Source organism: Hungatella sp. L36 (assembly GCF_014288035.1).
The window spans coordinates 455,259-477,534 of sequence record NZ_JACOPC010000004.1 but is presented as its reverse complement, the minus strand read 5'-3'; the positions used below and the strand labels follow the sequence as shown (position 1 = coordinate 477,534).

Annotated in this window: 5 protein-coding genes; all 5 read right to left on the bottom strand. The window is 45.7% G+C overall.

From position 1 onward, the window contains the following. Positions 1 to 6 precede the first annotated feature (6 nt). On the bottom strand, positions 7 to 744 hold the full coding sequence (locus tag H8S80_RS13640; protein WP_117631290.1) for a class B sortase: 738 nt from the start codon (positions 742 to 744) through the stop codon (positions 7 to 9). After that, complete coding sequence (locus H8S80_RS13635; protein ID WP_117631288.1) at positions 741 to 14,486, bottom strand: SpaA isopeptide-forming pilin-related protein; 13,746 nt, start codon at positions 14,484 to 14,486, stop codon at positions 741 to 743. The genes H8S80_RS13640 and H8S80_RS13635 overlap by 4 nt, the downstream gene beginning before the upstream one ends. Before the next feature lie 165 nt (positions 14,487 to 14,651). Then, the gene (locus tag H8S80_RS13630) at positions 14,652 to 18,746 is read right to left on the bottom strand and encodes an N-acetylmuramoyl-L-alanine amidase family protein (RefSeq protein WP_117631286.1); all 4,095 of its coding nucleotides are present in this window, start codon (positions 18,744 to 18,746) and stop codon (positions 14,652 to 14,654) included. A 99-nt stretch (positions 18,747 to 18,845) separates the two neighbouring features. Then, entirely contained in the window at positions 18,846 to 21,170 is a 2,325-nt protein-coding gene (locus tag H8S80_RS13625) for a DUF6273 domain-containing protein (RefSeq protein WP_117631284.1), read from the bottom strand. Beyond that, positions 21,158 to 22,087 (bottom strand): hypothetical protein, encoded by a 930-nt coding sequence (locus H8S80_RS13620; protein WP_117631282.1) that lies wholly within the window; start codon positions 22,085 to 22,087, stop codon positions 21,158 to 21,160. Before H8S80_RS13620 ends, H8S80_RS13625 begins: the two co-directional genes overlap by 13 nt. Between the last annotated feature and the right edge of the window lie 189 nt (positions 22,088 to 22,276).

The following is a 22,276-nucleotide window of genomic DNA, read 5'->3' as shown; positions in this document are numbered from 1 at the left end:
ATTTTGTCATTCAGTATAACACAACAGCACTGCGTGTACAATCACTCTTTTCCCTTTTCCCAGGCATGTGGACAGTGTAATAAGCGAATCTGTTATTTCAGGCTGGCTGCCCGTTGTATAGAGGGATTTACTTTCCACACTCTTTAAATACGTCTGTTTCTCCTCCTCACTGATAAAATGACTCTGGTATATCCCCATCTCCTCTTCCCGGGCAGTATAGCAGGAAAATATCACATACTGCTGCCAATCCCCCTGTCGGTATATCCATATGCTCCTATGGTTCTGAAAGTAAGCTTCACTCCGATACTGTTTCAAATCTGCAAACATACTTCCATCCTTCATATTATGGCCATAGATAATCTGGTTCTCGGCTTCCTCCAGACAAAATATGGTGCCACAGGGATTTTCCTCTCCACTGAATGTGTGGTTTAAGTAATAACCCGGAATTGTATTTTTTACTGTCGGATAGTTGATGTTCGTCCCCGGAATCCAAATCCAAAATACATAATCCGGATTCCGGGAAGTCATCATGCGCGTCCATTTCTCCTCCTTCTCCATATTCACTTTCGGCGCTGCCGCATCATCGGTTGTACTGCCTGCTGCCAATTCAAACTGCTCCTGCAGCTGCCTGTATTCCTCCCGTCCAGTCTCATAGCTTGTAAGCCTGATAGTCAAGCAGAAGGCAGACAGCCCAAAGCCTGTCAGGAGCATAATTGTTGTTACAAAACGTTTTACTCTGTTCATCTGCTGCCTTCTCTGTCATGCTTTCGAGAATCTGTCCGTCTTAATCTGTATACAAGTCCTGCCAGACATAAGAGCATAGCTGCCAGAACAGCACCAAGCGGATACTCATCTCCAGTCCGTTCACCGGTCGGATGGCTGGTTTCCTCCGCCGCACAGATCATGCCTCTGAATCCCGATTTATAACTGGCCGTTATTCTTCCAACCCGCCTGGTATCATCAGGTTCTTCCGGAGGAAGAGGCTGATCCGCCACCAGAATCATACTATCCCCGGTAACTCTTCCATTCAAGATTGTAAAGGTATAGGTTTCCTCGGATATAAGATATCCAGCCTTTCTTTTTGTCTCCCGGAATGTATAGATCCCATCCGACGGCATAGAGAATTCAGCTTTCCCCTCTTTGTTGGTAATAACGGTATAGGTGTTTCCTCCGGGTCCCGTAACCGTAAATTCAAAGCCTTCCAGCCCCTTTCCTGTCTCTGCGTCCGTCTTCATCAGATACATGGTATTAATTTCAGAATCATGCCGCTTCAAGTCTATCATCGTAACCTCTATCTGCTGATTCTTTCGTGGAACTGTAAATGAAATATCGGCTGCCGGAAGATAACCAGGGGGCGACTGCTTTTCGTGAAGATAATATGTCTCTCCAGCCGTCAGTTTTCCGGTAACCTCCACGGGTTCTCCAGTAGTTTCAAATTCGAATATGATCTTATCTTTTTCGAACGTAAGAACCTGCAGTACAGCTCCTTTTACGGTATTTCCTGACTCATCCTTTTTATTGATCCGTACTCTGGTCATATCATTTTTCATTTCTACCAGATCGGTGCTTCCGTCCTCACTCACGGTAAAAGGAACTTTCTCCGCATAAGCATAGCCAGCTTCCGGAGTTTCCTCGCACAGATAATACGTTTTCCCAGCTATTAATTTTGCTGTAATGTCATGAGGTCTTTCACCGGAAATCCAACGTTCCAAAACCTTGCCGTCTTCATCAAGAACAGCCATATGGTTACCCGGCAGTTCCCGGCTCCCGGTAAGTTCTTTTTTCGACAGTACCACATGGGTAGGCTTATCAACCATAATCACAATATCATGACTTCCATCTCTGCCTACCGTAAACGGCACGTCTTCCGCAAATGCATAACCATCGCGTGGTTTTACTTCATGCAGCCAGTATTCACCGCCTGCTGCCAGCTGACCGCTGATGGTCTTAAATTCCAGCTCTGTAGTAAAGACCAGCTCTTCGCCTGCTTTAAATCCGGAGAAGTCTCTCACCGCTTTAGCAGGACTTTTGTCTTTATTCAGGATCTGTAGTATAAATCCTGGCTTTTGGCGTTCCGCATCCGACGGGCTTGCATTTGCCGGAGACGGCAGAGTGAGCTTCTTCACAATAATTTCTGTTTTTTTATCTTTCATACGTACGGTAATCGTCTCAGGTTCCAATGGAACGGTGAAAACAATGCTTTCGCAGTATCCATAACCCGCCGGCGGCTTTTCTTCTGCCAGCTCATACGTCCTGCCGGCTGCCAGAATTCCCTCTGCCAGAACCGGCTTACCGGAGGCAGTATAACAGAAGACTGTTTCGCCGCTCTCTATATCTCTTACGCAGTAATAGCCGCCTGTAACGGATTCCCCAGTGTCGGCATCCAGCTTCTCCAAATATATTCTGGTCTTTCTATCCTGCATGATTATTGTTTCCGGAATCCCCGCCTCATTGACCGTAAACCGTATATCTTCCTCCCGTGAATAACCGTCAGGCGGCGTACCCTCGCGAAGAATGTACTCTTTTCCTGGTATCAGTACATCTGCCGGAATAAGAACCGGTACAGACTCCGCTTTCGTAAATCTGTAAATCTCATTTTCAGTTTCTGCATCCACCACTGCATAGATACCTCCGGAAATTTCGTCGCCAGCAGCAATATCAATTTTGGAAAAGTATAATTTTACCGGCCGGTCCTCCATGTCCACATTATCAATTTTTCCGGATTCATTTAATGTGAACCGGTATATCCCTGTAGTCTGCTCCATACCGTCCGTGTATCCCGTTGTTTCAGTCAAACGGTAATTGCCTCCTGCAGTCAGAACTTCCCTGACCGTCTCATCGTTTCTGTTATTTTCAAAGACTGCCCCTCGTGCCTCCTTTGATATTGCTCCGGCGAGTTCTCTGGTTACTGTTTCATAATCTCTGTTCACTTCCTGGATAATTGCATATTCAGTCCCATAGGGAAGACCGGGAAAAATAACATACTCGTCCCCCTTCAGGGTAATTTGTCCCATTCCCTTTATCCTGCCTTCTTTTGTTCCGGTATAATTCTGATAACCGGACAGCAGCTTACCTGACGAATCAAGGAAACGCATCTGATATGTAAAGGTATCCTGTGGATTCCTTCCCGTCCCGGAAATGTGATTTCTGACCGTTAGACTTCCTTTCGGTGCGATAGGATTTTCCAATATAGTTTCCGTGAGATTCGTTGGAGAACTGACAGTAAATACCGCTCTTGCTGACGCTCCCATCTGACCGCTTACCAGTGCAGCCAACTCCAAGTGCCCAACAGAGTGTGGTTCTGCATCATGAATCTGCCATGTCAGTATACCTTCAGTTTTTACAGGGTTCCCGGATGATCTCATAAACTCCAGGCCTTTTTCCAGTTTAGTACTGACAATCAGATCCGCTTTTTCAAGACCAGAATTTTCGTATGTGATGACGTACTTTATTACATCGCCGTTTGTGACCGGCATCTGGCCGTTACCCACAGTTCCCGTGACCTCTGCGACGGCACGTTCCTTTGTAACAGGATTTTCTATTACATGCTTAAAACTTCCATTCTCCACGGTCCATGTATCAAGCTCGTCCCGAGCCTGGTTTTCCAATTGAAGCCTGGTTCCAAGATATGTCCTGGATGGCAAAAGAAATGTCCCATTCTCATCAAACCAGATTCTCCTCGTCTCTTTTTTACTCATCTCCGTATTACCATCTGAATAGCGGGTATATTCGGTTATTTCGTACAAATGGCCTTCCTCTATTCCATCATCAGCCGTAAGTAAAATATCAGTACTGCTGATGATATCAGGCAGCACCTCCCCGGTATCCAGGTCCTTCAAAACCGTAAAGGTCTTATCCGCGGCCCTGCCAAAAACAGTGAGTGACTCAATGGTTCCGCCGGCAGAGGAACATTCCAGTACACTGAAATTATTTCTTATATTACTGATGCCGGTTCCAGCCTGATTCACTGTAAAGATAACCGGAGGCGACAAATGGATGCCGGTCGGTGCCTCCATTTCTTCCATAATATAGACATGACCGGCTGATAACTTCTTTTTAATTGTAAATCCCTCCGGCCCGGATCTATTAATTTCAATGGCTTCTCCATTTTTTACGTATTCTCCGTCTATAGCTACTGCATGATAGACAGCTATTTTGGCACCTTCCAACGCCATGCCGGTATCAAAATTGGTCTTTTTGAAATGTATTTGTGTGGGATAGTTTTCCACCGCATGGGTATACGTAACAACCTGACTGTCAGCCGTTCCATCAAAGGTAAAAAACTTCTTTCCCCCCGAGATCTGATAATAATCAGGCGGCGAGACCTCCTCAATTGTATAAGTATAAGGATTTATTGTTCCATCTGCCCGAACTTCGCCTACTGCCAGATTTTTAAGCTCTGCACGTCCATTATGACCGGTCGTAATATACCATTCCTCCTTTGTGTCTCTGTTCGTGATCAGGAATCTGGCATTTTCCAGCAGTTCTCCCGTATCGGCCGCCTTCTTAAGCAGTTCCAGGCGTCCCTGAGCCGGTTGATTCACCACACGGATTATCGTAGCCGTATCACCGCCAATCTCAATTTTTACCGGTTCCCGTTTTGCCATATATGGCGGAACCTCCTCCTCAACAATATAGTAAGTACCATCTGGTATCTTACTGATTTGATGGGGTCTTATATCTCCGACCCGAAAGCCTTCCGGAATATTTCCCAAAAACCACTCTTCTTCTGTAAATCTTCCATCGGCACCCGAAATCCAACGTTCTATCAGATTTCTCTCATCATGAATAAAGCTTCCATCTGTTCCTGGCCGATAGAGGGCCATTTTTACCCCTTCCACGGCATATTCATTGGTTCCGTCAGAAATCACTTTCAATATGGATACATACTTTTCCACATTCTCCAGGCTGAATCGCTGTACACTCCCATTCTCCTCCAGTACAACAGCCTTGGGCTTTGTACGTTCAAAGCCTTCTGGGACCTCAGCCTCAATCAGAACGTAATTACCCACTTTTCGGCCATCTTTTATATCCGTAAACGGCAGATAATCGATTCTGTGAACCCCTTCCAGTGTATCGTAGCTCTTCAGCCCTGCTGCCAGCTCCCGGTAGTTGAACTGATATTCGAAATTCAGGGGAAGCTGTCCGTCTTCATCCAGAGAGCCGTTATGGACGTTTCGATATATGGTGATTCTGATCATCTTACCGTCATCCGTTCTCCACAACTGTACCGCGCTGTCTGTGACGTCCATCTTTATGGAAGAAATTCTCTCTGCGGATTTTTTACCTGCTTTTGTATGCCATGTCAGCCATACAAAATTATCTCCCAACTTCCGGTATGTATTTTCAAAATCCAGTATAAAACTGGATTGATTCACTGCAAGTCCGAAAAAGGCCTTCATGCGGTCCAGCCATTTAGGACTTATCTCATAGTCTTCTGTATAAGCTTTGAGATCGTCCGTCATCCATTCATCTATTAGCTGGTCTTTTACATATTGTGGCTCTCCTCCATTCATCTTAATATTTCCATCTTCATCCGTCTCGGCTCTGTAGAGTGCCAGACCTGCGGAATATTCCATTGGCAGCGGTATCATATTTCCATTCCCATCCATGCAGTATTTAAAGACTTCAAGCTTGGTATGGTCGTCTTTCATATGGAATGTCTGAACTTCTCCTGTTTTCTTGACCTCCAACTCCATGGAATGACGGACATAACCACTGGAAGCTTCTATTTCTTCCAGAATATAGTCACCTGCCGGAATCCCTTCAAAATATTTCGGCTTTCCATCTGTAATCCAGTCTGCTGTCACTATGACTGGTGAATTATCTTCCGAGTTTTCTACAGTCCACTTTGCAGGTGTATTTTCTGTTTTCTCCAGGTAGTAGCCAGAGGGATAAGTGACAGTATCTGTCGTATACTTCCTCCGGGCCTTATAAAGAGCCAGATGGGCCCCTGAAATCTGACCATAGCTGTAAGCGCCCTTTGGTTCCGTTGTCTTCAATATCCCCTGATAATCGCTGATTACATCTATGCGGTACTGATCCGCAGCATCCGTTTTCACGATCTCGATCTTTATTTTTTCATCTTCCAGCTCCGCATTCTGCACCTGTTTTGTTTCTTTCACTGTGATACCAACTGGAAATCCCTTTACATACCCAGCCGGAGGCTCCACCTCCTCCATAATATAAGTTCCCGGAATCACGCGTTTCAGCATGTCTGCCCGCCCTGTCGTAAGATCGACATTAAACGGATCGTTGGGATATTCATCTCCTGACATCCACGTGTTTTCCATAATCCACGCTTCCCCCTGACGATGAAACAATTTCTTATCATCTGCCGGATCTTCCTTTTCGCCTACATTTCGTAAATCCCATTGGTTATTAATCCGGTAAGCGTTCCGGTTAAACGCAGGCAAAAGATCATAGTACCGATACCTCACATAATCGTGGTCAATATCATACACAGGCTCTCCTTTTTTATATACCTGGTCTGATCTCTGATAATAATCCGGAAGGCCATGGCTTCCAACTACCGGATTTACAGACTTTTTAAGCATGGTTCCATCGTAAGTTCCAATCGTATACTCCGCCTCTGTATCTGCGTGAATCGACGCAATCCGGTATGTCTTTATTTTTTCCTGTGCGATAACAGCGCCATTTACCGTCTTGGATACGTTGACTGGCCAGACCAGAATCCGTTCATACTTCTTTCCCCTCTGGTCCGTCCCCACCTCCGTAGTATAGGCCATTCCTGTTGCAGGGTCGATCTTTGCATCTCTGTTTCCATCTGAATCCACATGGTAAAGTTTAGTCCCTTCCTGTAGCTTAAAACATTTATCCAGGGACGAATAGACTGCATGTTCCAAATCTCCACCGGTGAGTTCAAAGACAGGATGGCCGTTTTTTATAGCATAAACGGATTTCTGATTACGCACCTGAATACGGTTTCCATCACGGTCATAGCCATACACATTTCCGTCTCTTCCCAGTTCTGTAACCCTTAGGCCGCCCAATGAATAGTAAAGAATATCCGTATCCTTCCGCTCAACCGTTCGGTAAGTCCAGGTACCGTGACCGGTACTTCCACTAAGGCTTCCTTCAATATCAACTAAATTGACAAACTCCACGGTGTTTCCTGCATATCCTTCCAAAAGCTTTATACTCTGCACATTGTTATTGCGGTCCCGCAACACCTCTACGCCGTCGTAGCCGTAATCACCGCTGTCTCCATTTGATTTGACCTCGACCGCATCATACAAAGCCATCTTCGCCCCCGAAACGTAACGGTTTGTATCATCTGCAGTGTCCAATGGGCGTGTTATCAGGCCGTAACCAGCAAATATGCCATCTATACAGACTGGTTCTACCGCGTCTCCTGCCAGTTTACGGCTCTCTAAGTATTCTGCGGTTCCCTTATACCAGGCATAGTTCAAATAGCTTCCCTCTTTATAAGCAAACTCCAGATTCTCCTGACCATATTTGGCCTTTAGCTCCGTTTCACTTCCGTCAACTCGTGTTTGGGTACGGTAAGTAACGGTCCTGTCCCGGTCCTTTAACTTGGATATCTCAAGCCGTATCGGTGTATTTCCCACATAAACCCGCGCAGTATCTTTTGCCCCCTCCGGCCTCAGTACGGTACCATCCTCATAGACTGCCGCGACAACCCGGCCGTCCTGGTTTCCATTAAGATAGTAGGAAATCTTATCGGAATAAATTTCTATGGCGACCGGCTTCGTTCTGACATAGCCGGACGGCGGCCTCATTTCACACAAAACGTAGGTCCCCGCTCCCAATGGCTGGGGAGTGATCAGATAGCCTGTATTCTGATCCTGCCAGGATTTTTCTGACGGGTTCTCTTCCTCCGCCTGAAGACCATCCCGCGTCGTCGTATACGCTTCAAATCCCCCTGTTCTGCGCCCGTTTGCATTCGTCATGATAATCTGCTCCGACTCTCTGCATACAGGGGTTCCCGCCTCCACAATTCCAGTCCACAGGCCGCCGATTCCCGGAAGTGCTCTGGCCGCCTTTGTAATCTCTTTCGCACCCATCGCCTCTAAGAATTCTCTGGACCCCTTTATCAGGGTATCCGTCTTATAAAACTTTACCCGACCATCTGTTTTCTCTCCATCTTCACGTTCTGCCGCATACACTGTAAAAACTGCCCCATCATGGAGAATATTTTCCCCAGTCTCCGAATCCAATTTTTCTATGCGCAGGCGGCTTCTGTAAAAGGTATTTCGAAATTTCCGGTATCCATATCCCACCCCGGAGGCTGAACCATCCGGGTTCTGTATGGTATCATGTTCTTCACTTACAGGTTCTGTTATGGTCCATGGTACCAGCATGGAGGCATATTTACCATCATAGGCCGTCTGCATACCTTCCATAGCAGATACGTGATCCTGGTATTGCGCTTCATACTCTCCAGAATAAGAAACGGCATCATACGTCTGCTTATTTTCAGAAACAGAACCATAACGGTAGATCCGTTCTATGCCGTCACGTTCGTATTCCGTTCCATTAGGCGCAGTTACCCCATGATTAACATCATCAGCCAGGTAGTGGCTGTTCGGATTTCCTCCGTCTTCTTCCGGAAAAACAATTGTATGATAGTAATCTTTCAGCGGATCATATTCACTCTGAGTAATCTCAAAATGCGGTGTTTTGTAAGGATCTCCCAATGCAGTTCCTGCTATTTTATTGAGATCAAGTCCATACTTATAAATCTCATAATCCCCCAGATATCCATGAGCCTTGATTACATAATCCTTTACGTTTTCATCAATTTCTCCCGGCCACTCCTCATTAAAACGGATAAAATATTTCGCTGTCAGGTCTGCCGCAGACAGATTCGTGTTGTAATTATAGTAACGGCTCAGTCTTTCCGGAGTTATGCCATCCCCTGTTTTTTCGTCTTCATAGACAGCCGGTAACTCAATTTCCTTTGGCGCATCAATTGCATAATGTTTGTTGAGGAAATCTCCCAGTTCCTTATCCATGGGCTGCTGTTCCACTGTTACATAGGTTCCGTAAGGAAGGTATTCCGATATGCCATAACAGTATCCGAAAGCGGCCTCCTCCTTATCCGCACTCAGGGTTGTTTTGTCTTTATCCCTGCCTCCATCTGATTCACTGTCCCACTCAATAGCATAAATCTCATCCAGGTCATAATGAAAGAATGGTTTTAAATAATTTTCGGCCTTTATTACAGCCGCTTTCAGAGCAGTATCATATACCTCATCCTGATAGCCTTCATGGCCGGCTGCAATTTCCGTTTCACCTGTGAAGTTTTCTCTCACCAGTTTTTCTACTTCTCTGTCCAGATACCATTGAATAGCAAATTGCCTAACTGAATCAGATCGGTCACTGTTTTCTTTTGCAATTACAGAAGTATTGGCTTTATTTTGGATTTCCGTATTATTATGCTCTGCCGGATAAATACACTCTGAACCGGCAGTTCCAAACAGAAGGCGTCTGATGAATGCGAAGGGCTTAAAAGAAGTACGCTCCTGTTTTGCTTTGTCCCACTTATCCTGATTTGCAACCCTTACCGCATCAAAAAACTTCTCATAATTAAGTCTTCTGGTCTCCTTCTCATTTCCATTGGCATCCGTTTCATGAGACAGAGTGGTCTCCAGTATTGCAGTATATCCCGTCTCCTGATTTTCATTGATCAAACCATCCGTAAAACCATAAAGTTCCTGGTTGGCGATTGCGTCTCTATTGGATCTTCTGGAATGTAAATCCGTACGATGCAGTACCTTCGTATAGATTTTTTGTACTCTTGCCGGATATGCCGCCCGATACGCAGCAGCATCAACAGTATTCCCGTTTCGATCAAGCCATTCAATCTCTCCATCTTCCGTTCGATACAATTGCTCCAGATTGGATCTTAAATAGATCTTGAAACGGAAATTAGGCCTGAACGATACGTTATCCTTCGTCCCACCCCCGTTCTGTGTAAAATAGTCCTCATGGCCGGAATCAGCAAATGTATTGTCCTCATACCTGGCTCCTTCTTCAACAAGAATATCTTTCACAACCTTTATCTTCTGCATAATAGGACGTTCCATCACATCGGCAGGTTCTGTTCTTGTATTTCCATCCTGCCACGGCTGATCGATGGTCGGCGGTGTAAGTGTTACATTTTGAATATAGGAATCCGCCTCCCGCTGCAAGGGCTGGCAGGCAAAGAAGCTCTGGTCGATGTACGCCTGCTTGATCGAATACTTCCCACTCCCGTCATCAGATACTTTAAGCCTGACAGTATCCGTCTCTTTAAAAGCATCGGATGGAAGCGTAACCACATAGATTTCTTTTGCGGTATCATATGTAGAAGTAAGCCTGATCTTCTTTTCAACCGTCTTAAAGCCCTCCTGCTCCACATAATCCACGATAGTCTCTTCGGAGTATTTAAAATTTCCCGCGTCATCGATCTGCTGCTCACCTGGCGCATATATCCAGTATGATGGTGTCCGGGCGGTCACCATGGCAAATGATTCAGGGAGTTTTGACGGGTAAGACACATTCAGTCCATCAATATTTTGCTCTTTTAATGTCGCCCGCTCCAAAAAACCATTCTTCATACGATAGGACAGTACTGCCGGATTGGAGGCCGGTTCATCGTACGGAACATATACAAAATATCCATTGCCACTGTCTTTTTTTACATAAAGACAGTCTTTCTCCGGATTATAAACAGCATCATCCCGGCTGTCATCGTAAATCTTCCATTCATAACGCATAATAGCATAGAGCTCTCCACCTGTCTGCTCCATATCAGAGATCCTCAGACTGTTAAAATACTGCAGGCTATGCGCTTTCATAGCTTCCGTAATAGAGAGGATCCATTCTGTATCCGTAGTTCCGCTTAATTTTACGCGCACCCATGGAGCATCTGCCTCCGGTTCTTTATATCCAAGGTTGTCGAGTTCCATATTATAGAGTGCTTGAAAGTCTTTCGGAGATCCTCCTGAAAAGAGTTCTGTCACTGCAGGTGTTCCCATAGTATGATAATTCATCGGTTTAACACCAATTGTCTTTTCTTCCCGAGCTGACACGGCATTAACACGGTAACTCTGCCCTTCAGGAAAGGTTACAACATCTCCCCGGACGGCAGCCACTTTCTGTCCCGACTGGTAGACAAAGGTACCTGCCGCCGCCATAACCGGTTTTAATACAGTCCTGTAAACAGGCACCGTAATTTTTTCCGGCACTTTCTCACTGGTGGATAGTTCGAACACCGCTCCTTCCGGAAATTTAATCCCGTGCAGCGTAATATCATGATCCGCCTGATAAGCAGTCACATCAAAATAGTTTCCATTTCCCACCATATCGAGAGTGATTTTTCCAATAGCAACGTCAGCCTCTTGATACTCTCCTTCATAGTTATCTCTGCCATTTGTAATACTATTTGTTTTTCCATTGACGGAGAGCTCATATCCTTCTGATCTGGCCAGTTCCTTTACATAGTATGTGGTTCCATTCTCTTCCACAATTAAAGGCCGCCCTATCCAGCAGTTTCCATTATTCTTATCATTATCCGATACCGGGTATGCAGCATAGCTTCCTTTCAAGCCTTCAATACCGGACTGATTGGAAGAGAATTTCCAGTATCCCGATCCATCACCTGCCACGGAATCTGTCAGATGTATAAAATTGCCTTTTGAATCAAAACCAACATAATTTTCAATATCTTTGACCTTATCCGCATCTGCTCGGTTCCGACAGAGGTTCTGAGGCCCCGGGAATGCTTCCGGCCTTTTTTCAATCTTCCCAGATTTATAATTCCATATCATCCCCGGAGCTTCTGTGAAAGCCATAAAGGAAGCATCACCATTTCGGTCTGTCGACGCCACTGCAACTAAATCATCTTTTTGGTATACGGTACCGGTGCAGCCATCAGGGTGATTAATATCTTTAAGGGCATACAGGCCGTATACCGCGCCCTCCAGGGTACCATCTCCCATCGAATCACCATATGCATAATAATCTTTGTTTTCCCCAGCCTGCAAATAAAGATCACGTTTGTTGATATGTATCTCACCTTCAGTCCGGTGATCATAGACAATAAATGTATGGTCTGTAATCCCTTTATCGCCCGGTACATGCGTCTCCACCTCGGAGGGTTCAAAATTTACGCGTTTCATGACTTCCTCATCGTCAATGAGTAAAGATCTATTATTTATGTTTCGCTCAATCAGAGTTCTTGGCACTTCGAATAGTGCCTTCAGTTTAGTCAAAAGGCCGGTCCTTTTCTTTGCATTGGAGGCGGTGGCATTGGAAGCTGCGGTATTGGATGGTGTGGCGTTAGAAGGGGTGGCGTCAGATGATGTGGCGTCAGATGATGTGGCGTCAGAAGGTGTAGCTATTTTGTCCAATGCTTCCTTTTCCACAAAATTGTTATTTTTCTCTGGCGCAAATGCATCTGATGACTCAGTCCCTTGCGGTTCGTCTTTTGTCTTATGTAAACTTAATTCCTTATTATACACACCGTCCTTATACTCTGAGGACGTAACCGTTTTGATCTCAATTGGAATATCGTCTGTATGGCTTCCATGATTTGTATATCCCGGCCGTGGAGTCAATTCTACTGCTGAGTATTCGTATTTCAGGGAAATAAACTGATTATAGAACTTATCCCGGTCAGCTTCCAGCTGCTCTTTCGCTTCTCCTGCATCAAGGGAATGAAAAAAGCCGCCCTGTTCTGCAAGAGTCTCGCAGTAGTCCACTTCTTTTTGCCATGCCTCCTTCGCAGCAGCTTCATTTTCAGCGTCAATATCCGGATCACCACTTTCTTCTATTTCCGGTTCCGGATGACCGCCGCAGTACCCCTTCGTATAGGTATAAACCTTGGTATCGGTATGCGCCCTCTGTTCAGAAGCATTTTCCTCATTATCCCCCAGCATGAGAATGCCGTCCTCATTTGTTACATTGATATCCCAGGAACACGGATTATTTGCAGCGTCTCCGTCCGGATTCCCTTCTCCGTAATCCCAACCATCCCACTTCAGGAACTGACTCCCGCCCCTGTTTGCCCAGTTATCAGAGGTTTCCAGTGATGTATCGTCAAGCTGGGTATCATCGAATGCTTCAAGAATATCCCACTTAGAACCGGCAAGCGGTTGTCCTGTCTCAGAATCATATTTTCGAAGTTGAATATTATAATGCGCTTCCCAGGTCTCCGTATGCTCATATCGGTGAACATCTATTTCCCAATCCCCGCTCGGTTTTAAAGGAACCCGACCGCCCACAAGAAGCTCTAACGGTTCAGATACTGCGGAAAAATACACCTGCGTATTACCCCAGCCAAAATCGCCGTTTTTACCTCTTTTCGCACAACCGCGGAATCCGGCCAGGCCGCCAACGCCGAAACCACAATTATAAAAACGATCTTCTTCCGAATTTTCCTGAAGTTTCAGAGTTGCTATTGCGTTTCCATCTGACACACCATCTGCTGACTTAAAATCAATGGTACTTCCATCATTGGAATACGCCCAGCCCGGCGCCAGGTTTTCCGCTGTCATTCGTCTGTATACCTCTTTCTCATAATCACTGAGATCCCCATAGCGGAACGTCATATGATACATGCCATCCCCGTCCAATGCAGGCTCTGAAACCGGCAGTACGCTCCCCATATCGACAGAATAATCAAACGACGACAGAAACTTTGCTGCTTTCCAGCAGTTAAAAAAATACTTCTGTGCAGGACCTTCATCTCGAAACGCATCGTAAATTGCCGTACTTCCATATGGATCTGGATTTAGCCTGGAGTTCAGCATTGTCCGTACAAAATACTGGATAAAATCCCAGTCACCCTCCGGCGACTCTCCTGTGAACATGCCCTGATCCACATACTTATCGTTACTCCAGATAGAAGCCCACAGGAGATAATAATACATGGACATCCGATCAGAATCCCTCAAATCCGCTGTAGATGGAGTCTCATAAGCGGCGCTTATCAATGCGACAAGAAGGAGGGCAAACTTTTTTGTCTTCATATCCATAGGGGCATTTTTTAAGAAATCCGGATAGTCACCCAGGTTATTGGTGGGATAATACATCTTTTGGAAGGCGATTTGTGCGCCTACAGGTGCAAAGAAACCGGTGTTATGACTGTCTGCACAGGCAAAGTAACGGTGATGAAATTTTGAAAAATCGAGTTCTGCCGATGTACCGGGAATTGTTATTGTTTTGGCCTTTTCGTCCTGAAACCAAAACTTACTTGTATAGCCTCCCATCAGTGCGGTTTCCTGCTGTGATAATCCGGTGGGAATTAGCCCGACCGATGGAGCCAATGCTGCCGCCTCTCCTTCTGCCTTCCAGGTCCAATTTTTTATTTCCATTGCATCCGCAGAAATGGCATCGGGCCAGTAATAAGTATGAACCGCAAAAACCGGCGGCGCCACTGTCGTTGTCAAAATCATACCGGCCAGCAAAATAGATGACAGCCTTTTTGCGGTTTCCTTCCACATTCCTTTTCTCATAGCGCCTCCTTTGGGGATTCCATTATCATTCGTCGGAGTACCATTCTCTCAAACAAATAACTTATATTTTCATGAGCGGAACTTAAGTTCCGCTCATTGTTTACTACTCTATCAGTTTTTCAGTATCCATTTTTAAAGTACCTCATCGCAGATTTTGCTGTTGACTCATGAAATCCACTGTCCCTTCTCATTAACGCTGTAGATTCCGTCAATTATGGTATTGGTTAAAAGCTTACCCACTTCCCCAGTCGAAGATGGATTAAAATAATACCAGGTTCCATCAATCTGCTGCCAGCCAGTAAGCATTTGCCCCTGTGTCCCGTCCGTTACCGGATTCAGGTAATAACTGCTGCCATACTGATCTGTAAACCAGCCTGTGATCATAAATCCTTCCTCATCAAAGCGAAACCAGGACGCCCCTTGCTGATTCCCGGTTGCATAGGGATTGCTGATGTAGGCCCATTCATTTGCATAGGTCCTGTCTGACGCAAATATCCATTTACCATTTGCTGTCTGCGTCCAGGTTCCGGTTACTGCACCATTTGCTGTGGTCTGTCCAGTAGTCTTACCGGAAGGAGTTACACCGGTAGTTGTTCCCGTGCTCCCGGCACTGCTGCCTCCGGAACCTCCGGACGAGTAGGTATGGTCGATCACCTTGAAATTTAATTCAATCAATACAGAATCCTTCATTTTTCCATTGAGTGATGCCGCATTTACCCGGACACGTTTTGTACCACTGGAGGCACCAGATTTTAACAGTTCCCTGATCCAGGGCGCCTTCAATTCATTATTATCATCCAATAATACCGGAGCCACGGTTCCATCCTGTAATACAGTCACCAATGCCGGATCCTCAGTGGACCAAACGCTGCGATTTAAATCCGTATTATTGGAATAAATAGTTGCCTTCAACGGTTTAGGCTCCTGCCCGCTATAGGTTAATATCGGCGCCGAGCGCCGCCCGGTCAAAGTAAGGGTTATCGGAAATGCTTCTTTTTCCGGTTCCACCTCGATGCAGTTTGCCTGGAACTTAAGTGTTACCCTGCACCTGTCTGCCTGCATACCATCACGGGTCATTCCTGTGATATCCACCGTTTTCTCCGCCTGATACGGAGGCCTCGACTGTGCTTCCAGAATCCATGGTGCTCCGTCATTTACTGTGAGGTTTCCATCTGTGTCCACCGTCAGCGCCGCCGGATCTGAAGAACTCCAGGTTACGCCGCGGTCGTATGGCCTGTGACTCTCACCATCCTCAATATCAGGATAGACCATGGCATTCAAAGTGCGTTTATCAAACCCACTCTTTCCAGTAGTTTCTGAATGAATGTTTCCGGCTTTGTCATAGATTAAATGGTATTCCATGGCTTGCTGACTTAATTTAATTGCTTCAGGATTGACCCTGGTCCTGTCTTCTGTCACAAAACGAACGGTAATCATACACTCTGCTGCTGCACGGTTGCCAAGCTTATCCTTTCCTTCAACAGTAACCCACACACTCCGCTCACCATTTCCAGAAAGCAGCGCATATCTGTCATTCTCCCTCTTCCCATCATCTGACGCAATAATATCCCGGATCCATTTTGCGTCTTTATAGGCGGATATGGAAGCTTCTTTATAGGATGTTTCTTCTTCGTCTACCCTGATTACGGCCGGGTCACTGGTCATCCATGATACCTCGTCCCTTGAAAAATAATCCGGTTTAAATTCTGCTGTTAGCGATTGCGGTGGTGTAACCAGAATACTCTCTTCTGGTTCCAGCCGATTCCCTGTAAGCAGCCTGGTGACCGTATACTCCAGGGTCTGTTTATCCAGTACCGCCTCTTCTGTGGCAACCAGTGTATGATCAAGAATCTGGAATGTTACATTGATCCGGCAGTTAGCGGTACATGGTTTCCCTTCAAAGGATGCCGACGGCCTTGTTTCTGCAGTCAGAATTGCAACACCACCGTTTTGATGGCCGGCGCCAAAGATTGTATTTGGTATTTTATATCGGTAATTTTCCTCCTGTTGTTTTAGCTCCAACTCGCTGATAATTTCCCTGAAAAATTTTGCATTTGAATTCAACGTTATACTGGCTGATTTTGCTGTATATCCATCTGAGTTTTCATCCTCATTTTTTGCCAGTCCGATTAAATCCGCATCATCAATGCTCCATCTAACCCGGTTATCGCTCACATCATTATTTGTATCAATAACTGCCTGTATGGTAACCGGCTGCACCTCTGTTCCCGGCTCCAGATTACCGTTGATATACCGGGCTATCAACTTTCCTGCCTTATTTCTGATTTCTGTGGTCTTTACCGGATTCTTACGATTGCCAGTTCTGGTCTGTGTCACAGTAAAATTATAGATATCCGGATCTACATGAACAGCTACCGCTACTTTCTTATAAGTTCCATCAATCACGATATCTTCTTCCGGCATCTTGAAGGTATAACAGTGGCTGTCTGCAGAATACACTGTATTCTTACTTATTCCGTCTGCGTTTATATAATATGGAGTTCCGGACATTTGAAATTTTTCTGTTTCCGTATCATTGGGAGATGTATTTACATAGACAATGGAGCCAGCCGCTACAGCTCCCCGGTTATTCTTATCAAGCACCTTGGAATACTGTGATGCTCCCTTTGCTTCCAGCAGTGCAACATCATAAAAATTCCGGCCATTCGCTGCCGTGTCGATCTGATTTACGATAATTAAGTATCCCCGAACCGGACGGCCTACAGAATTAGGCGCGAAATGATCAATCGTATAACGGCTGTCTTCGTTTTCGTCCATAACCGTTAAGATACCGTCTTCCAACTCTTCATAGAAATATTGGTCAGTCATATTTTTACTGGTTCCGCCCTGCACCAGCGTATAATGCAGATCACTGCTATGCCAGTATCCGATATGAGCCGCATAAGTATAATCATTATCATCTGCTATTTCGGATCCACATACATTGGCACTGATCTTGCTCTCGGAATCGGCAAACAGGTACGCCACATCGTCAATGTAATTAAAGTTTGTGGCCGCCCCCTGTCTCGTTCCGATAAAAGTACCTTCTCTTGCCATTGACCCCAGCTGTGAATTCCCGATACTGCCTTCAAATCGTGCCACCTTTAATTTTCCGGATACATAGTTTCCGGTTATTCCGCCAATTGCAGTGGAATGGCAGCCCCCAATGGTTCCATTTACATGGACGTTATAAATATCTGTGGAATTCTGAAATCCGACTATTCCCCCGGTATAACCAGTTCCCTGGATTCGTGCCGTGTTCCCCGTACCAGTGGCAACATCACAGTCTGCGATAACGGAATCCGAAGCGATGCCTGCGACTCCACCAATGTAGATCACTTCATTCCCGGCCTGCGCATCTATTATAACGTTATCACATATGGTATTCTCAATAACGGTTCCGCTTATCTCACCTGCAATCCCGCCTGCGATCCCTGAAGTGTTCAGTGCTGCGTTTTTAACGGTCACATTTCGAATTTCTGAGTCAACAGCATAGCCCACTACCGTTCCGATTCTGTCATTTCCTTTTACTTCTTTATCTGGAATGATTTTTACATCGTGAACTTTGGAATCACGTATTGCTCCGAACAAACCAATATGATCATAATTCCCGTACTTATTTAACTTCAGATTTCTGATCGTATATCCCTTTCCATCGAAATCCCCATGGAAAGCGTATTCCACCTCTCCCGACATTTCTGAAGAATCTCTGTAAAAGCCAATGGGAATCCAGTCCACGCCCTGCATGTCGATATTACCGCCAAGGGCAAAGTAACTGCCTGCATAATCGCCCACGTAGTCCGCTCCCTCTGCATCAGGAACCGCCATTCCCATCGCAGTCAATTCTGAAAGTCCCATGAGTTGTTCCCGATTCTTAATCAAAAATGGCTTTTTCTCAGAACCATCCCCCTGCGTTCCATTCAGGAATTCGAAACTTGTCTTACCACTCCATGAATCCCAGATATTTCCCAGTGAATTTGCTGCTCTCAAGGCATTAGACAGTGAGGCCTTTGTCTTTTCGTCCCCTCGTGATGCGTTGGATTCAGCAGCAGTCTGTTTCTCGCCATTTTCCAATTCAGCCCAGGTCGGTTCCAGAGCATTCGAACTCGTGGAGGCATTTCTGCTGCCTTCCAGATCTTTTGCCAATATCGGATGCGAATGAAACGCAGAGAATGCTATTATGCCGCACAGGCTATAGGCCAACAGCTTTTTCCACCGCTTACAGTCTCCCTGCCCTATGTTGTGGTTACTCTTTCTCATTGTCTTTTTCCTCCCTATTCTGTGTATTTTCTTCATTCACTGATCTGCCCCATATAATCTGCTGAAACGGACAAATGAATATTCTCCTCCTCGTGAAGCTTACTCCTCATGCTGTGCGATGACAAAGGCTGGCCGAATTCCTATACTCGTGTCAGAGACATCAACCGGATGCAGGCTGCCATTTCCCAGATCCACTACGTAGATACCTTTTCCATACTGAAAAACGTCTTCCCCTCCATATTGCGGAGTTCTCAAGTAATATCCTTTGGAATACGCAGAGTATTGAGACTGTGGATTATTCTGGCTGCTTCCATTAAATTTCCATAGAACATCTCTGTATTTCACCGCTTCTTCCATCGATAAGATAAACATCTGGTCTTCCATTATCTGAAATGGTTTTTCAAGTTTTTCCAAATCGTCAAATGCAAACTGCTCGTATTCTCCCGAACCGGTCTTTCCCTGATAAGCTGTATTCACACCGGTGTAAATGAAAGATATGTCTTTTGCTGGACTTTCCATATTTTTTTGAAGCCATTTACGGATATTGGAGGTTTTATAGTTGTTATCCAGGCCAAATTCCCATTTCTGTATGGACGTCCCGTCACTTTCAATGTCGGACCGTATTACCGTTTCACATAGAAAAAGAGCTGCATTTCCACGGTTATCCATCATATCGCTGTAATCTTCATCAATACATCGAAATCGATATTGCTTACCACCAATACGTCTTATCTGTATATCGCCTTCCCGGTAAACTGCCTCTTTGGGAGCAGTCTCATCATTGATTTCCTGATAACAGACATCACAGAATCCATCTTCATCTTTATCGATATGCCCCGACGCCGGAAAGAGCACTGTCTCCTCATAGCCGCACAGCCTGCACAGTAATCTCTCATGCCCACCGGATACACAGTCTGCCAAAACATGCTCCTGCATCCTCATCTCATGAATACAGGATTCCTGTCTCCAGACTCTTTGAAAACCGATCCGTACAATACAGTAGCGGTTTTCAGCGCTCTTAAATTCATCCATAAGGAGCCCTGAGACATTTGTTATGTCAGCAAATTCCTGACCAATTACCACCGTGGAAGGACTATGGTTTCGTGCAACCAGATAAATCTCATGGCGTTCCCGGTCATGGACCATGGAAATCAGATTCCTGAGCCGTTCCCGGCTTTCTTCCTGATTCTCTGTAATTACCGGCCAATCTTCCGTTCTGCTTCCTGTGATATTGAGATCGGCCTCTTTGGCAGTTTGAATCCATTTCTCCAGTCGCTGCTCCCCCTCCTCCTGCTCGGGTTCTTCAGCCATTTGATCGGTTCTGCGGAACAATACTGTATATTTTTGAAGACCTGTACCTGACACCGTTATCCGTTTGGGGCTTTCTTCCAGGGCCTGATATAGCCAGCCATCACTTCCTTTCATAAGTTCCGGAAAATCTACAGTCAGCTCCATTCCTTCTTCACTCTTGCCGGCCTGCGTACGCATTATTTTTCTGTTTGGATCTGTCTCCTCAATAAAACGCACTTCCCAGGAAACCATTTTTGCTTCAGACGGGGTTGCAATGTCCTCAAATTTATTTTCTGCACCTGGCTCGTCTTCTCCAGACTTATCATCATTCTTATTCGAGTTATCCTCGCCCCCCTGATCTTCGGACTTGTTACTATTTCCATCTTCCGTTTCCGGCCGTTCGTCTCCATCGTTATCTTCTTTATCCCCGCCTGTTGAGGCGCCGCTTTCCCCCTTAACGCTTTCCCCCTTAACGCTTCCTCCCTTACCGCTTCCTCCCTTACTGCTTCCTCCCTTACCCCCGCTTCCACGCTTCCCTTTTCCTCCGGCCCCCGCTCCTGCCTTTTTATCCCCATCCATTGTATCCGATGACATCAGACCTTTGCCCGCTGCATACCACTCCTCCCCGTGTTCATTCAGCCAGGCTCCACTTGTTCCTACGAAGTATCCGTCTGGAGTTTTACCCTCCAAATACAAGGCTCCCATTGGATACAAATCGGAGCTGATCTCTGCAAGGTAATAGCATTTTCCGTCAATCCACTGCCAGCCTGTCATCATTCGTCCCTTTCCAGCGCCTTCTCCTGTGTTAAGAAAATACCAGTATCCGTCCACATAGATCCAGCCAGTATCCGCCATACCAGACGCATTCAACCGGTACCAAGCCCCGTCCTGTTCCGCTTCATCCCCAGTATTTAACACAGGCCCATGAACTGTTTGACAGACCCACCGGCCGGCGTTTTTACTATTTTCCTCCACATTCTCTGCGCAGGAAGGAGCCGCATATATAATGGTCAGAACAAATCCCAGCCACAGCATAAACCATTGTTTCTTTCTTCTGTATCCTTCCAGTCTGCCTCTCGGCCTCTTAAAAGTATCTCCGGCTATCGCCTGCCACCTTTTTCTTATAGTCCACATCCGTCCCTCTTCTCCTCTCTCTTTTCCACAGCCCGCTTAATCAGCCACGCCGCCAACAGCATGAATAACAGGGCCAGTATTAATGACACAGTAAGTACAATGGCCTCTCTCCTGATGATCCAGGCTGAGTCCGGGTCATACTCCACTGCTTCCACCACTCTGTTAGAGACAATTTTCTTCTCTTCTGCCGGCGTTTGCTCATACTCCTTCAAGCTGTATACTGATCTGCATCGATAGCCCTCAATCTCGGGATATGTGACCGTTCCTCCATAAGTAATCAGGTAATCTATTACTTTCCGTTTTCCAAAAGCAGTCGCATCCCTGCATAAAATATCATCTTCATCTAAGTATGGCGCTCCATTCCATACAGTACTGGTAACCCTGTAATGTTCTTTCGTCACTCCAATTTCTGACAGAAGGGCGTCCTCATACAGCTCCAGCCGCAGCGGTTCTCCATCAATTGGCACATTCTCTTCTCCCAGCTGATATGTCTCTGCTCCATATGAATGAAACACAACCGGAAACGTAAAGTCTTCGCGCCATTCTTCGTTCACCTTCCTCCTTTTGATTACCGGATACTTTGCACTTACCTGCAGTCCTGAGAAATCTTCTTTCGATGTGATACTTCTCGTCTCAGGAACTGACTCCATATTTTCTATGCCTTCGTACAAAACTTCCTGTTCCACATGCTTCTCCCTGGGACTCACTTTGACTGGCTCCAATTCCCAGGTCTTTAGCCGATACAACTTTTCCCCCTCTTCATAAATGAGTTCCGGCGTGTATTCTTCTGATGATCCAAACATGATCTCAGAGATCACCGTTATCTCTGGTTTCGGCCGTGCATAAGCCATTTCTGAAGGAATAGACATCAAAACTATCAGCGCAGCCAGCATGCCACCTGACCATTTTCTATTCATTTTTTATTTTTCACTCCTTGCGTAGTGTATTTAGGTTATTCAAAGGGGGAACCTATACCCACTCAGTACCTATATTTTTTCATCTTCCCTTTTATTGGGGACAAAATAGAATTTAGCTGTGTGATTCGTCCATAAAACAAGTACTTATACAGACACCTGTTAATCGCTTGCATCTGCTTCCCTGAATAT